Source organism: Luteibacter sp. NPDC031894 (genome assembly GCF_050273135.1).
In the GTDB taxonomy this organism is placed as follows: domain Bacteria; phylum Pseudomonadota; class Gammaproteobacteria; order Xanthomonadales; family Rhodanobacteraceae; genus Luteibacter.
Genome location: NZ_JBNNMV010000004.1, coordinates 166,318 through 179,380, shown reverse-complemented (window position 1 = coordinate 179,380; position 13,063 = coordinate 166,318). Strand labels below are relative to the sequence as shown.

The 13,063-nt window shown below is 62.4% G+C and carries 19 protein-coding genes; all 19 read left to right on the top strand.

Translation table 11 applies throughout. The features are described 5' to 3' along the window. The first annotated feature begins 129 nt into the window (after nucleotides 1-129). A complete protein-coding gene (gene rpsL / locus ACQKIE_RS12900) occupies nucleotides 130-504 on the top strand; it encodes a 30S ribosomal protein S12 (protein ID WP_036115505.1) in 375 nt (124 codons plus the stop codon). A 16-nt stretch (nucleotides 505-520) separates the two neighbouring features. After that, nucleotides 521-988 carry a 30S ribosomal protein S7 gene (gene rpsG, locus ACQKIE_RS12895; RefSeq protein ID WP_036115503.1) on the top strand — a complete coding sequence of 156 codons (468 nt, stop codon included), beginning with the start codon at nucleotides 521-523 and terminating at the stop codon, nucleotides 986-988. A gap of 26 nt (nucleotides 989-1,014) precedes the next feature. Then, entirely contained in the window at nucleotides 1,015-3,144 is a 2,130-nt protein-coding gene (gene fusA, locus ACQKIE_RS12890) for an elongation factor G (RefSeq protein ID WP_427459664.1), read from the top strand. A gap of 50 nt (nucleotides 3,145-3,194) precedes the next feature. Then, nucleotides 3,195-4,385, top strand: coding sequence for an elongation factor Tu (gene tuf / locus ACQKIE_RS12885; RefSeq protein ID WP_427459662.1), 1,191 nt, complete (start codon nucleotides 3,195-3,197; stop codon nucleotides 4,383-4,385). 642 nt (nucleotides 4,386-5,027) lie between these two features. After that, complete coding sequence (locus tag ACQKIE_RS12880; protein ID WP_427459660.1) at nucleotides 5,028-5,921, top strand: DUF6402 family protein; 894 nt, start codon at nucleotides 5,028-5,030, stop codon at nucleotides 5,919-5,921. A gap of 916 nt (nucleotides 5,922-6,837) precedes the next feature. After that, nucleotides 6,838-7,149 carry a 30S ribosomal protein S10 gene (rpsJ, locus tag ACQKIE_RS12875; protein WP_014402136.1) on the top strand — a complete coding sequence of 104 codons (312 nt, stop codon included), beginning with the start codon at nucleotides 6,838-6,840 and terminating at the stop codon, nucleotides 7,147-7,149. Nucleotides 7,150-7,169: 20 nt separating this feature from the next. Next, the gene (gene rplC / locus ACQKIE_RS12870; protein WP_306849865.1) at nucleotides 7,170-7,811 is read left to right on the top strand and encodes a 50S ribosomal protein L3; all 642 of its coding nucleotides are present in this window, start codon (nucleotides 7,170-7,172) and stop codon (nucleotides 7,809-7,811) included. 11 nt (nucleotides 7,812-7,822) lie between these two features. Next, on the top strand, nucleotides 7,823-8,425 hold the full coding sequence (rplD, locus tag ACQKIE_RS12865; protein ID WP_427459657.1) for a 50S ribosomal protein L4: 603 nt from the start codon (nucleotides 7,823-7,825) through the stop codon (nucleotides 8,423-8,425). Then, the gene (gene rplW, locus ACQKIE_RS12860) at nucleotides 8,422-8,715 is read left to right on the top strand and encodes a 50S ribosomal protein L23 (RefSeq protein WP_046967254.1); all 294 of its coding nucleotides are present in this window, start codon (nucleotides 8,422-8,424) and stop codon (nucleotides 8,713-8,715) included. The genes rplD and rplW overlap by 4 nt, the downstream gene beginning before the upstream one ends. A gap of 18 nt (nucleotides 8,716-8,733) precedes the next feature. After that, a complete protein-coding gene (gene rplB, locus ACQKIE_RS12855; RefSeq protein WP_072322773.1) occupies nucleotides 8,734-9,555 on the top strand; it encodes a 50S ribosomal protein L2 in 822 nt (273 codons plus the stop codon). A 12-nt stretch (nucleotides 9,556-9,567) separates the two neighbouring features. Continuing rightward, nucleotides 9,568-9,840, top strand: coding sequence for a 30S ribosomal protein S19 (gene rpsS, locus ACQKIE_RS12850; protein WP_029213892.1), 273 nt, complete (start codon nucleotides 9,568-9,570; stop codon nucleotides 9,838-9,840). Beyond that, nucleotides 9,840-10,175 (top strand): 50S ribosomal protein L22, encoded by a 336-nt coding sequence (gene rplV, locus ACQKIE_RS12845; protein WP_029213891.1) that lies wholly within the window; start codon nucleotides 9,840-9,842, stop codon nucleotides 10,173-10,175. Before rpsS ends, rplV begins: the two co-directional genes overlap by 1 nt. 15 nt (nucleotides 10,176-10,190) lie before the next feature. After that, nucleotides 10,191-10,922, top strand: a complete 732-nt coding sequence (gene rpsC, locus ACQKIE_RS12840) for a 30S ribosomal protein S3 (protein ID WP_029213890.1) — start codon at nucleotides 10,191-10,193, stop codon at nucleotides 10,920-10,922. Between the two features lie 11 nt (nucleotides 10,923-10,933). Beyond that, a complete protein-coding gene (rplP, locus tag ACQKIE_RS12835) occupies nucleotides 10,934-11,347 on the top strand; it encodes a 50S ribosomal protein L16 (RefSeq protein ID WP_072322774.1) in 414 nt (137 codons plus the stop codon). Next, nucleotides 11,347-11,532, top strand: coding sequence for a 50S ribosomal protein L29 (gene rpmC, locus ACQKIE_RS12830; protein WP_427459652.1), 186 nt, complete (start codon nucleotides 11,347-11,349; stop codon nucleotides 11,530-11,532). The genes rplP and rpmC overlap by 1 nt, the downstream gene beginning before the upstream one ends. A gap of 11 nt (nucleotides 11,533-11,543) precedes the next feature. Beyond that, nucleotides 11,544-11,804 carry a 30S ribosomal protein S17 gene (rpsQ, locus tag ACQKIE_RS12825; protein ID WP_427459650.1) on the top strand — a complete coding sequence of 87 codons (261 nt, stop codon included), beginning with the start codon at nucleotides 11,544-11,546 and terminating at the stop codon, nucleotides 11,802-11,804. Between the two features lie 11 nt (nucleotides 11,805-11,815). Continuing rightward, nucleotides 11,816-12,184, top strand: a complete 369-nt coding sequence (gene rplN / locus ACQKIE_RS12820) for a 50S ribosomal protein L14 (RefSeq protein ID WP_427459648.1) — start codon at nucleotides 11,816-11,818, stop codon at nucleotides 12,182-12,184. A 14-nt stretch (nucleotides 12,185-12,198) separates the two neighbouring features. Further along, the gene (rplX, locus tag ACQKIE_RS12815) at nucleotides 12,199-12,510 is read left to right on the top strand and encodes a 50S ribosomal protein L24 (protein WP_427459646.1); all 312 of its coding nucleotides are present in this window, start codon (nucleotides 12,199-12,201) and stop codon (nucleotides 12,508-12,510) included. A 12-nt stretch (nucleotides 12,511-12,522) separates the two neighbouring features. Next, complete coding sequence (gene rplE, locus ACQKIE_RS12810; RefSeq protein WP_306849886.1) at nucleotides 12,523-13,062, top strand: 50S ribosomal protein L5; 540 nt, start codon at nucleotides 12,523-12,525, stop codon at nucleotides 13,060-13,062. Nucleotide 13,063: the final 1 nt, after the last annotated feature.

The following is a 13,063-nucleotide window of genomic DNA, read 5'->3' as shown; positions in this document are numbered from 1 at the left end:
GGGAAGCGCCTCGTGTTCGGATTCAAGGACGATGGGCGCAGCCCGCTTCGCGGGCGACGCACGTCAACAACGCTTCTCTGGCGGGCCGATCTATCGGTCTGCCTTTATGTTTCTCAGGAATAGCTTCGCATGACGACAGTCAACCAGTTGGTGCGCAAATCCCGCAGCCCGAAGGCGTACAAGAGCGCCTCCCCGGCCCTGCAGAGCAGCCCGCAGCGCCGCGGGGTCTGCACGCGCGTTTATACGACCACCCCGAAGAAGCCGAACTCGGCCCTGCGTAAGGTTGCCAAGGTGCGCCTGACCAACGGTTTCGAAGTCATCAGCTACATCGGTGGCGAAGGTCACAACCTGCAGGAGCACTCGGTGGTCCTGATCCGCGGCGGTCGCGTCAAGGATCTCCCGGGTGTGCGTTACCACACGGTTCGCGGCAGTCTCGACTGCGCCGGCGTGACCAAGCGTCGCAAGTCGCGCTCGAAGTACGGCGCCAAGCGCCCGAAGAGCTGAGTAAAGGACAAGAATTATGTCGCGTAAAGGTTCCCATCCCGCCCGTGTCGTCCTCCCGGACCCGAAGCACGGAAGCCAGCTGATTGCCCGCTTCATCAACATGGTGATGAAGTCCGGCAAGAAGTCCGTCGCCGAATCGATCGTCTACGGCGCCCTGCAGCACATCGGTGAAAAGCACGCCGAGCCGGTGCAACTCGTCGAGAAGGCCCTGGGCAACATCGCCCCGGCCGTCGAGGTGAAGTCGCGTCGCGTCGGCGGTGCCACGTACCAGGTGCCGGTCGAGGTCCGTCCGGGCCGTCGCATGGCCCTCGCCATGCGTTGGGTGATCGACGCGGCGCGCAAGCGCGGCGAGACGTCCATGCCGCGCAAGCTGGCCGCCGAACTGCTCGAAGCCTCGGAATCCCGTGGTGGCGCTGTCAAGAAGCGCGAAGAAACGCACCGCATGGCGGAGGCCAACAAGGCCTTCTCGCATTACCGCTGGTAAAAACAGCTTCAGATTGAGGAAAGACCGTGGCACGCACCACTCCCATCGAGCGCTACCGCAACTTCGGCATCATGGCTCACATCGATGCCGGCAAGACCACGACCACGGAGCGCATCCTGTTCTACACCGGTGTCAGTCATAAGATTGGCGAGGTGCATGACGGTGCGGCGACGATGGACTGGATGGAGCAGGAGCAGGAGCGCGGCATCACCATCACTTCCGCCGCCACCACGGCGTTCTGGAAGGGCATGGATCGTTCGCTGCCCGAGCACCGCTTCAACATCATCGACACCCCGGGACACGTCGACTTCACCATCGAAGTGGAGCGTTCGCTCCGCGTGCTCGACGGTGCGGTGTTCGTGCTCTGCGCCGTGGGTGGCGTGCAGCCGCAGTCGGAAACCGTTTGGCGCCAGGCCAACCGGTACAAGGTTCCGCGCCTTGCGTTCGTCAACAAGATGGACCGCACCGGCGCGAACTTCTACAAGGTCGTCGAGCAGCTGAAGTCGCGTCTGGCCGCCAACCCGGTGCCGATGCAGGTGCCGATCGGCGCCGAAGACAACTTCGAAGGCGTCGTCGACCTCCTCAAGATGAAGGCCATCAAGTGGGACATGGAGTCCCAGGGCATGAAGTTCGAGTACGTCGATATCCCGGCGGAACTCCAGGCCAAGGCCGAGGAAGACCGTACCACCATGATCGAAGCCGCGGCGGAAGCCACGGAAGAGATGATGGACAAGTACCTGGGCGGCGAAGAGCTGACCGAGGCAGAGATCATCGAAGGCCTGCGCCTGCGCACGCTGAAGAGCGAGATCATCCCGGTCTTCTGCGGCACCGCGTTCAAGAACAAGGGCGTCCAGGCGATGCTCGACGCGGTGGTCAACCTGCTGCCGTCGCCCGTCGACCGTCCGCCGGTCGAAGGTATCGACGAAGACGACAAGCCGGACACCCGCGAGGCAAAGGACGACGCTCCGTTCTCGGCGCTCGCGTTCAAGATCATGACCGACCCCTTCGTCGGCGCGCTGACGTTCTTCCGTGTCTATTCGGGCACGCTGAACGCCGGTGACCAGGTGTACAACCCGGTCAAGTCGAAGAAGGAGCGCATCGGCCGCATCCTGCAGATGCACGCCAACGAGCGTCACGAGCTGAAGGAAGTCCGCGCCGGCGATATCGCCGCGGCGGTCGGCCTGAAGGACGTGACGACGGGTGACACGCTGTGCGCGCAGGACAAGATCATCACCCTCGAGCGCATGTCGTTCCCGGAGCCGGTGATCTCGATGGCGGTCGAGCCGAAGACCAAGTCGGACCAAGAAAAGATGGGTATCGCCCTCGGCCGCCTGGCCGCGGAAGATCCGTCGTTCCGCGTCCGCACGGACGAAGAGTCGGGCCAGACGATCATCTCGGGCATGGGCGAGCTCCACCTGGACATCCTGGTGGACCGCATGAAGCGCGAGTTCAACGTCGAAGCCAACGTCGGCAAGCCGCAGGTGGCCTATCGCGAAACGATCCAGGCGTCGGACGTCAAGTCGGACTACAAGCACGCCAAGCAGTCGGGTGGTAAGGGTCAGTACGGTCACGTCGTGATCGAGCTGTCGCCGATCTCCGATGCCGACCGTGCGGACGAGAAGATCGCCGCGGGTATCAAGGACGATTTCCTCTTCATCAACGACATCACGGGCGGCGTGATTCCGAAGGAATTCATCCCGTCGGTCGAGAAGGGCCTGCGCGAGACGATCACCGCCGGTCCGCTGGCCGGGTTCCCGGTCGTCGGCGTCAAGGTGAAGCTGGTCTTCGGTTCGTACCACGACGTCGACTCGTCGGAAATGGCGTTCAAGCTGGCCGCTTCCATGGCGTTCAAGCAGGGCTTCGCCAAGGCGAACCCGGTGCTGCTCGAGCCGATCATGAAGGTCGAGGTCGTGACGCCGGAAGACTACGTCGGTGACGTCATGGGCGACATCAGCCGTCGTCGCGGCATGCTCACGGGTCAGGAAGAGACCCCGTCGGGCAAGACCGTCAACGCGATGATTCCGCTGGGCGAAATGTTCGGTTACGCGACCTCGCTGCGTTCGCAGACCCAGGGCCGCGCCACGTTCACGATGGAATTCGACCATTACGAGCCGGCACCGAAGAACATCGCCGACGAGGTCATGAAGAAGTCCTGATAAGGACTTCTTCTTCAACACATACAACGTTCTTTCAGAGGTTTTGAGTCATGGCAAAGGGTAAGTTCGAGCGCAAGAAGCCGCACGTCAACGTCGGCACCATCGGTCACGTCGATCACGGCAAGACCACGCTGACGGCTGCGCTGACGAAGATCGGCGCCGAGCGTTTCGGCGGCGAGTTCAAGGACTACGGTTCGATCGACGCGGCGCCGGAAGAGAAGGCGCGCGGTATCACGATCTCGACCGCACACGTGGAATACGAATCGCCGAACCGTCACTACGGTCACGTCGATTGCCCGGGCCACGCGGACTATGTGAAGAACATGATCACCGGTGCCGCCCAGATGGACGGTGCGATCCTGGTGTGCTCGGCCGCTGACGGCCCGATGCCGCAGACGCGCGAGCACATCCTGCTCTCGCGCCAGGTCGGCGTGCCGTACATCGTGGTGTTCCTGAACAAGGCCGACATGGTCGACGACGCCGAGCTCCTGGAGCTCGTCGAGATGGAAGTGCGCGAGCTGCTGTCGAAGTACGAGTTCCCGGGCGACGACACCCCGATCGTGCACGGTTCGGCGCGTCTGGCGCTGGACGGCGACCAGTCGGAAATCGGCGTGCCCTCGATCATCAAGCTGGTCGACGCGCTCGACAGCTGGATCCCGGAGCCGCAGCGTGACATCGACAAGCCGTTCCTGCTGCCGGTGGAAGACGTGTTATCGATCTCCGGTCGCGGCACGGTGCTGACCGGTCGTGTCGAGCGCGGCATCGTCAAGGTGGGCGACGCGGCGGAAGTCGTGGGCCTGCGCGACACCCAGACCACCACGGTCACGGGCGTGGAGATGTTCCGCAAGCTGCTCGACCAGGGTCAGGCTGGCGACAACGTCGGCGTGCTGGTCCGCGGTCTGAAGCGTGAAGACGTCGAGCGTGGCCAGGTGCTGGCCAAGCCGGGTTCGGTCACGCCGCACACCGAGTTCGAGGGTGAGGTGTACATCCTGTCCAAGGACGAGGGTGGCCGTCACACGCCGTTCTTCAGCAACTATCGTCCGCAGTTCTACTTCCGTACCACGGACGTGACCGGTTCGATCAAGCTGCCGGAAGGCACCGAGATGGTGATGCCGGGCGACAACGTGAAGATCAGCGTCACGCTGGGCTTCCCGATCGCGATGGACGAAGGCCTGCGTTTCGCCATCCGCGAAGGTGGCCGCACCGTCGGCGCCGGCGTGGTCGCGAAGATCATCAAGTAAGCAAACCGACCGGGCAGGGCGACCTGCCAGGTACGAAAGAAGCGGAGGCGAAAGCCTCCGCTTTTTTTTGTTCTTTGGAATTGTTGTCTTGGGGCGGGCTCGCCTTCGGCGTCGCGTTCATTTACGCCGCAGGAGGCGGCGGGTGCCGCCCTCGGGACCACGCCTCCGGCGACCCCTCAAGGAAGGGCCGCTGGCGCGGCCGTGTATCAATGGCCTGCGGCCGGGTCGGTGCCCCACCGGAGGTTTTCGATTCGCCATCCATGGCTCAGCGAAAACGGCTGGCCTTCCTGGCCAGCCCCCTTCGGGCTTTTTCCGGTGACGCGCCTCGCCTGCGCTACCGGTTCCGAGAGCGGCACCCGCCGCCTCTCCCACCGGTGAGGCGAATGTCTTAACTGCCTGGCCTGCGCAGGAACTGCTAGGTCATTGCCGATGCGCAATACAGCTATCGCAAGTGCTGTGTCGTCCGATAGGGGTGCCAAGGTGACTGCGTCGGACCGGTGGTTTTTGCCGCGCTCGATCAAATCAGCGATTTTTTCAGAAACCTCCCATATGAGGTCGAGCCGGCAGCCTCTACTGTAACTATCTAGCTTGTTACTCGGAGGCGCCTATGAGTGCTCAGATTTCTGATGCGAGGTACATGTAATGGAGGCATCGCGCTTTTCGCGCGTCCACGGATCATCGGAGGTTTCGGCTGCGCCGGAAAAAACCCAGGGAAGAACTGAGTCGAGCAAGCCGCCACGACCAAGCGAACAGCAATCGCGGGCTCGCATCAAGGCCATTCCATCGGCGATGCGTCAAATGGGGTGGTTCGTTTCTGCGGATCTCATGGACCGCTGGTTTTCCCACGGCGCATGGGTCCTGTCGAACGGCTGGAAGGATGGAACAGACATCAAGGCCTCCCAGCTCTCCTTGGCTCATGTCGATACCCGGATCGTCTCCATGGCGTGGGTCGTGGGATTCCCGCGTGCAAGGTTGGCGATCGATGAGCTCATGAATAAGATCCGCTCGTTCCCCACCATCGATCAATTAAGAAGGCGCCTGAGGGATTCCGGCTGGAACGGCAGTGGGGTGCTACATCTCGGGCACGCAAGCATGTCAGCCGTCCAGCTTGACGACATGTGCCAGGTCAATTTCGTGAGCTTCGGTGGTCCCTTTAACACCGTGGACGACATGTATGGCGCACTGGGGAAAGCTGCGATGAAGATGGCTTTCATAGGCAGAGCCGAGGTCGATCCATCGACTCGACGGCAGCGATTCGTGATATCGGACATTGCCTTTTATCTCCGCGACACGTACGACTTCAACGGGGAGCAGCCCCTCGGGACGTGGTCTGAATTTGGCGTGTTCAACAAGACCGAGGCAGTGGCGAACATTCTCTTTGACGGACTTGGTTTCGATTGGCATGGCGAGCCGATCGGCGCGATCAACAATGCGGCTTTCAGGAGGTATCGCGCCCAAACCGGATGGGGCGGTGACTTCATCTTGTACTCGAACGTGCTTTGGAAGAAATTTACTCTGACGATAGATCTGTCGTGAGAGGGCAAATCGCCTTACCCTTGGTCGTTCTCGCGTTCGGCACGTATGCCGCGTCGGAATGGTGGGAGAGGGCGTCGGGGGCGTATGTCGAGTCGTTCGACTCTCCTGATGGTTGCTTGCGCGTCGACACGTACCGACCCTTCTGGCTACTCCCGTCCTTCTTTCACAATGTCCCTCATCCCGACGGCTACTACGAAGGTTACGGATCACATTGGGGTTCTCCCGTTTTCAAGCGTCTCTACGAGCGATCGACGGGCGAATTGCTTGGACAGACGATCGTTTACGACGCCGCTCTTGCCGATTACGGCATTGACTGGGGCGATCCGGCTTCCGTAGGCCGCAGGGTGATCTCATCGGCCAGGTATCCTCTCGCTACAACGACTCGCTGCGCTGGCCCGGAAACGCTATCGCGATTGAAGGCAGCTTATGAGCGGGGGGAATGGAAGGGGGGTGTATCCGTAAAGGTCGAGAACGGTGTGTGGATAGGAACCACCGCTTATAGGCTCGACGAGCGGGCGCGATAGCGCAGCCGAGTCACGGTAGGGTCTTCCATTCTGAAAGATGCCCAGCTATAATCCGCTGGCTAAGACTCCCGGGTGCCTCAATAAGGTCCCGGACCATGCGAAATGAGGCGCAAGGAATGTGCTTCGAGTTCGCAGGCAAGGATGCCGAATAGGGTGCCAACGGGCCACGGGGCGGAAGCTCTGTTGACCCATCTTGTTGCGTATTCTATACTTTTCTGTCTGGGCAGGCCGTTAATGCGGTCTGCCCGACTTTTTCGGGTCGTTCCGGGTGGCGTAAGCCGCTGCAGGGCGGCCCGTTGCGGTACCCGTAGTAAGCAATTTGGGTTGTGCGGAATGGCGAGAAGCCCTTCCGAATCACAAGAACGTTCTTTCGATAAACAGGACACGGTTTTATGGCGAACCAAAAGATTCGCATTCGGCTCAAGGCGTTCGATCATCGTCTGATCGACCGTTCGGCCAGCGAAATCGTCGAGACGGCCAAGCGCACCGGCGCCACGGTCCTCGGCCCGATCCCGCTGCCGACCAAGATCGAGCGCTACACCATCCTGGTGTCGCCGCACGTCGACAAAGATGCCCGCGACCAGTACGAGACTCGTACGCACAAGCGCGTTCTGGACATCGTCGACCCCAACGACAAGACCGTGGACGCGCTCATGAAGCTCGATCTCGCCGCCGGCGTCGACGTGCAGATCAAGCTCGGTTGAGCGGACTAAAGGATACGAAGATGAGTATCGGACTGGTTGGCCGCAAGTGCGGCATGAGCCGGCTCTTCACCGAAGACGGCCGTTCGATTCCGGTGACGCTGATTGAAGCGACCCCGAATCGCGTGACGCAGGTGAAGACCGAAGAAAACGACGGCTACAGCGCCGTGCAGGTCACGACGGGCGCGAAGCGCGCCTCGCTCCTGACGGCTCCGCTGAAGGGCCATTACGCCAACGCCAAGGTCGAGCCGGGCCGCGGTCTGTGGGAGTTCCGCGTGAGCGCGGAAGACGCAGGCAAGTACGCGATCGGTACCGAGATCTCGGCGGGCGACGTCTTTACCGTCGGTCAGACGGTCGACGTTTCCGGCGTGTCGAAGGGTAAGGGTTTCCAGGGCACCATCAAGCGTCACCACTTCAAGATGGGCGACGCCACGCACGGTAACTCGCTGTCGCATCGCGCCCCGGGCTCGATCGGCCAGCGCCAGACGCCGGGCCGCGTGTTCCCTGGTAAGAAGATGTCGGGCCACATGGGCGCGGTGAACCGCACCCAGCAGGGCCTCGAAGTTGTCACGGTCGACGCCGAGCGCCACCTGATCGCGGTCAAGGGCGCTGTCCCGGGCGCGCCGGGCGGTGACGTCGTGATTCGTCCGACGACCAAGGGCTGAGGAGAGACGCCATGGAACTCAACGTTATTGGCGCCCAGGCGCTCACCGTGTCGGACGACGTGTTCGGCGGCGAGTACAAGAAGGCCCTCGTGCACCAGGTTGTGACCGCCTACCAGGCGGCCGGCCGCGCCGGCACGAAGGCCCAGCTGTCTCGCGGCCAGATGTCCGGTACGACCAAGAAGTTCAAGAAGCAGAAGGGCGGCGGCGCCCGTCACGGCGACTATCGCGCCCCGATCTTCGTCGGTGGTGGTGTGACGTTCGCGGCGAAGCCGCGCAGCTTCGAGCAGAAGGTCAACCGCAAGGCTTACCGCGTTGCGATCCGTTCGATCATGGCCGAGCTGAACCGTCAGGATCGCCTGAAGGTCGTCACGGAACTGTCGATCGACAAGCCCAGCACCAAGGGCATGATCGCCAAGCTCGCCGAGCTCGAAGTGAAGGGTCGCGTGCTGCTGGTGTCGGAAGACGCCACCGAGGCGCTGTACCTGTCCGCCCGCAACATTCCGTACATCCACGTCGTCGACGTGCTGGCCCTGAATCCGGTCAGCCTGGTCGGCAGCGACTACGTCGTCATGACGGTGGACGCGGTCAAGAAGGTCGAGGAGTGGCTCGCATGAGCACCGAACGCACGCTCAACACGCTTCGCGCGCCGCACATCTCCGAGAAGTCGGCTCGCCTTGCTGAGAACAACCAGTACGTTTTCGTCGTGGCGCCTGAGGCGACCAAGGCCGATGTCCGTGCCGCTGTGGAACACCTCTTCGACGTCAAGGTCGTGGACGTGAACCTCGTGAACACCAAGGGCAAGGTCAAGTCGTTCCGCTTCCGCACTGGCAACCGCCAGGGTAAGCGCAAGGCCTACGTGCGCCTCGCCGACGGTCACACGATCGACGTGTCGGCCAAGGCCTGAGCCAGGAGTTGAATTGAGATGGCACTGATCACTCACAAGCCGACCTCCCCGGGCCGCCGCGACGCAGTCAGCGTGCGGACGGAGGGTCTGCACAAGGGCGCGCCTTACGCACCCCTGACGGAATCGCAGTCGAAGACCGGCGGTCGCAACCATTACGGTCGCATCACCACGCGTCATCGCGGCGGCGGTCATAAGCAGGCTTACCGCATCATCGATTTCAAGCGCGACAAGGAAGGCATCGCCGCCGTTGTCGAGCGTCTGGAATACGACCCGAACCGCACCGCGCACATCGCGCTGCTGTGCTACGCCGACGGCGAGCGCCGCTACATCATCGCGCCGAAGGGCGTGGCGGTGGGCGACCGTCTCGTGTCGGGTTCCGACTCGCCGATCAAGCCGGGCAACTGCCTGCCGCTTCGTTCGATCCCGGTCGGTTCCACCATCCACTGCATCGAGATGAAGCCGGGCAAGGGTGCGCAGATCGCGCGTTCCGCCGGTGCCTCGGTCCAGCTGGTGGCGCGCGAGCAGGGCTACGCCACGCTGCGTCTTCGCTCCGGCGAAATGCGCCGCGTGCCGGTCGAGTGCCGCGCCACCATCGGCGAAGTCGGCAACTCGGAACACAGCCTGCGCAAGCTCGGCAAGGCCGGCGCCAAGCGTTGGAAGGGCATTCGTCCGACCGTCCGCGGCGTGGTCATGAACCCGGTCGACCATCCGCATGGCGGTGGTGAAGGCCGTACCTCCGGCGGCCGTCACCCGGTCAGCCCGTGGGGCACGCCGACCAAGGGTTACAAGACGCGCAACAACAAGCGCACCCAGCAGTTCATCGTGCGTCGTCGCAAGTAATAGGAAACGATCATGCCGCGCTCTCTAAAGAAAGGTCCGTTCGTTGACCTGCACCTCGTAAAGAAGGTGGAAGCCGCCGTTTCCGCCAACAACAAGCGTCCGATCAAGACCTGGTCGCGTCGCTCGATGATCCTGCCGGAGATGGTCGGCCTGACCATCGCCATCCACAACGGCCGCCAGCACGTGCCTGTGTTGATCAACGAGAACATGGTCGGGCACAAGCTCGGCGAGTTCGCGGTGACCCGCACGTACAAGGGCCACGCCGGCGACAAGAAGGGCAAGTGATGAGCACTGAAGCCAAAGCGATCCTGCGCAGCGCCCGCATTTCGGCGCAGAAGGCACGCCTGGTGGCTGACCTGGTCCGCGGCATGCCCGTGGGCCGAGCCAGCGACGTGCTCGCCTTTACCAACAAGAAGGCCGCCCACCTTGTCCGCAAGGTGCTGCTCTCCGCCGTCGCCAATGCCGAGAACAACCTCGGCGCCGACGTCGACGAGCTCAAGGTGGCCCGCATCTTCGTCGACGAAGGTCCGGCGATGAAGCGCATGTACGCCCGTGCCAAAGGCCGGGGTTCGCGCATCCTGAAGCGCACCAGCCACATCACTGTGGTTGTCGGCAACTGACTGGGGTAAGAAACGATGGGTCATAAAGTTCATCCCACCGGTATCCGCCTCGGCATTGCCAAGGACTGGAACTCGAAGTGGTACGCCAACAAGGGTGAGTACGCCCAGTACCTCGCTGCCGACCTCAAGGTCCGCGAGATGCTGCGCAAGAAGCTCGCCGCCGCCGGTATCTCGAAGATCCAGATCGAGCGCCCGGCCAAGACCGCCCGCGTGACGATCCACACCGCCCGTCCGGGCGTGGTGATCGGCAAGAAGGGTGAGGACATCGAGAAGCTGCGCAAGGAAGTCACCGACATGATGGGCGTTCCGACGCACATCAACGTCAGTGAAGTCCGTAAGCCGGAACTCGACGCCCAGCTCGTCGCGGAGTCCATCGCTCAGCAGCTCGAGCGTCGCATCATGTTCCGCCGCGCCATGAAGCGCTCGGTCGGCAACGCGATGCGCCTCGGTGCCCTCGGCATCAAGATCAACGTTTCCGGCCGTCTGAACGGCGCCGAGATCGCGCGCTCCGAGTGGGCTCGCGAAGGTCGCGTTCCGCTGCATACCCTGCGTGCGGACATCGACTACGGCACCGCCGAGGCCAAGACCCAGTACGGCATCATCGGTGTCAAGGTATGGGTCTACAAGGGCGAGATCTTCGATCTGGCGGCCGCTACGGCCGAGTCGAAGGAAGAACAGCAGCCTCAGCAGTCGTCGCGCCGCGAGGGTGGTGAAAACCGCCGCGAGCGTGAGCGCGCTGCCAAGTAAGGAGCGTTGCCATGTTGCAACCGAAGCGTACCAAGTACCGCAAGATGCATAAGGGCCGTAACGACGGCCTGGCATTCAATTCCAACCTCGTGAGCTTTGGCGAGTACGGCCTGAAGGCGACGACGCACGGTCAGCTGACCGCGCGCCAGATCGAAGCGGCCCGTCGTTGCATCACGCGCTACGTGAAGCGTGGCGGCAAGCTGTGGATCCGCGTGTTCCCGGACAAGCCGATCACCCGCAAGCCCATCGAAGTTCGAATGGGTGCCGGTAAGGGTGGCGTCGAGTTCTGGGTCGCTCTGATCCAGCCCGGTCGCATGCTTTATGAAATCGAAGGTGTCGACGAGGCGACGGCACGCGAAGCGTTCCGTCTGGCGGCAGCCAAGCTCTCCGTGCAGACCCAGTTCGTCTCCAGGGCGGTGATGTAATGGCCAGCAAAGAAATCAACCAGAAGTCGGCGGAAGAGCTGAAGCAGGATCTGCTGGACCTTCGCAAGGAGCAGTTCAATCTGCGCATGCAGAAGGGCTCCGGACAGCTCACTCAGCCGCACCAGCTGCGCCGCGTTCGGCGTGACATCGCCCGCACGAAGTTCGTGCTCGGCGTTAAGAAGTAAGGACGGCGGACATGAGCGATAACACGAAGACGGCGCGCACCCTCGAGGGCCGCGTCATCAGCAACAAGATGGCCAACACGGTGACGGTCCTGATCGAACGCCAGGTGCAGCATCCGCTGCTCGGCAAGATCATCCGTCGCTCCACCAAGCTTCACGCGCACGACGAAACCGGCGCGAACGAGGGTGACCTCGTCCGCATCGCGGAGTGCCGTCCGCTGTCGAAGACCAAACATCACCGCGTGGTCGAAATCGTCACGCGCGCTGAAGTCTAAGGAGAGCTGCGATGATCCAGATGCAAAGCACGCTTTCCGCGGCGGACAACAGCGGCGCGAAGGAACTGATGTGCATCAAGGTGCTGGGCGGCTCGAAGCGCCGTTATGCCAGCGTCGGCGATGTCATCAAGGTGACCGTCAAGGATGCCATTCCCCGCGGCAAGGTGAAGAAGGGTGAGGTGTACAACGCCGTGGTGGTTCGCACCGCCAAGGGCGTGCGCCGCTCCGATGGTTCGCTGATCCGTTTCGACGGTAACGCGGCCGTGCTCCTCAACAACAAGCTCGAGCCGATCGGAACCCGTATCTTCGGGCCGGTCACTCGCGAGCTGCGCAGCGAGAAGTTCATGAAGATCGTCTCGCTCGCGCCCGAAGTGCTCTGAGCGGAGGCCAGACCATGAACCGTATCCGCAAGGGTGATAACGTCGTCGTCATCACCGGCAAGAACAAGGGCCAGCGCGGTGACGTGCTGCGCGTCGATGGCGACCGCGTGGTCGTCTCGAACGTGAACCTCGTCAAGCGCCACACCAAGCCGAACCCCCAGGCCAACCAGCCGGGCGGGATCGTCGAGCGTGAGGCCTCGATCCATATTTCCAATGTCCAGCTCTTCAACTCCGCCACGAACAAGGGCGAGCGCGTTGGCACCAAGAAGCTCGAGGACGGGCGCAAGGTGCGTGCGTTCCGTTCGGGCGAAGTGGTCGACGCGTAAGGAATCGAAGTCATGACCCGCCTTGAATCGTTTTACAAAGAGTCGGTAATGCAGAAGCTCACTGAGCGCTTCGGTTACCAGAACGTCATGGAAGTCCCGCGCATCACGAAGATCACGCTCAACATGGGCGTCGGCGAAGCCGCCGGTAACAAGAAGATCCTCGAGAACGCGGTCGCCGACATGACCAAGATCGCCGGCCAGAAGCCGATCACGACGAAGGCCCGCGTGTCGGTCGCCTCCTTCAAGATCCGCGACGGTTGGCCGATCGGTTGCAAGGTCACGCTCCGTCGTGCCCAGATGTGGGAATTCCTGGACCGCCTGATCAACATCTCGCTGCCGCGTACGCGCGACTTCCGTGGTGTCTCGGGCCGTGCCTTCGATGGCCGTGGTAACTACAACTTCGGCATCAAGGAACAGATCATTTTCCCGGAAATCGACTTCGATCAGGTTGACGCGCTGCGTGGCATGGATATCTCCATCACCACCACCGCCAAGACCGACGAAGAAGCCAAGGCGCTGCTGGAAGCCTTCAGCTTCCCGTTCCGCAACTGAT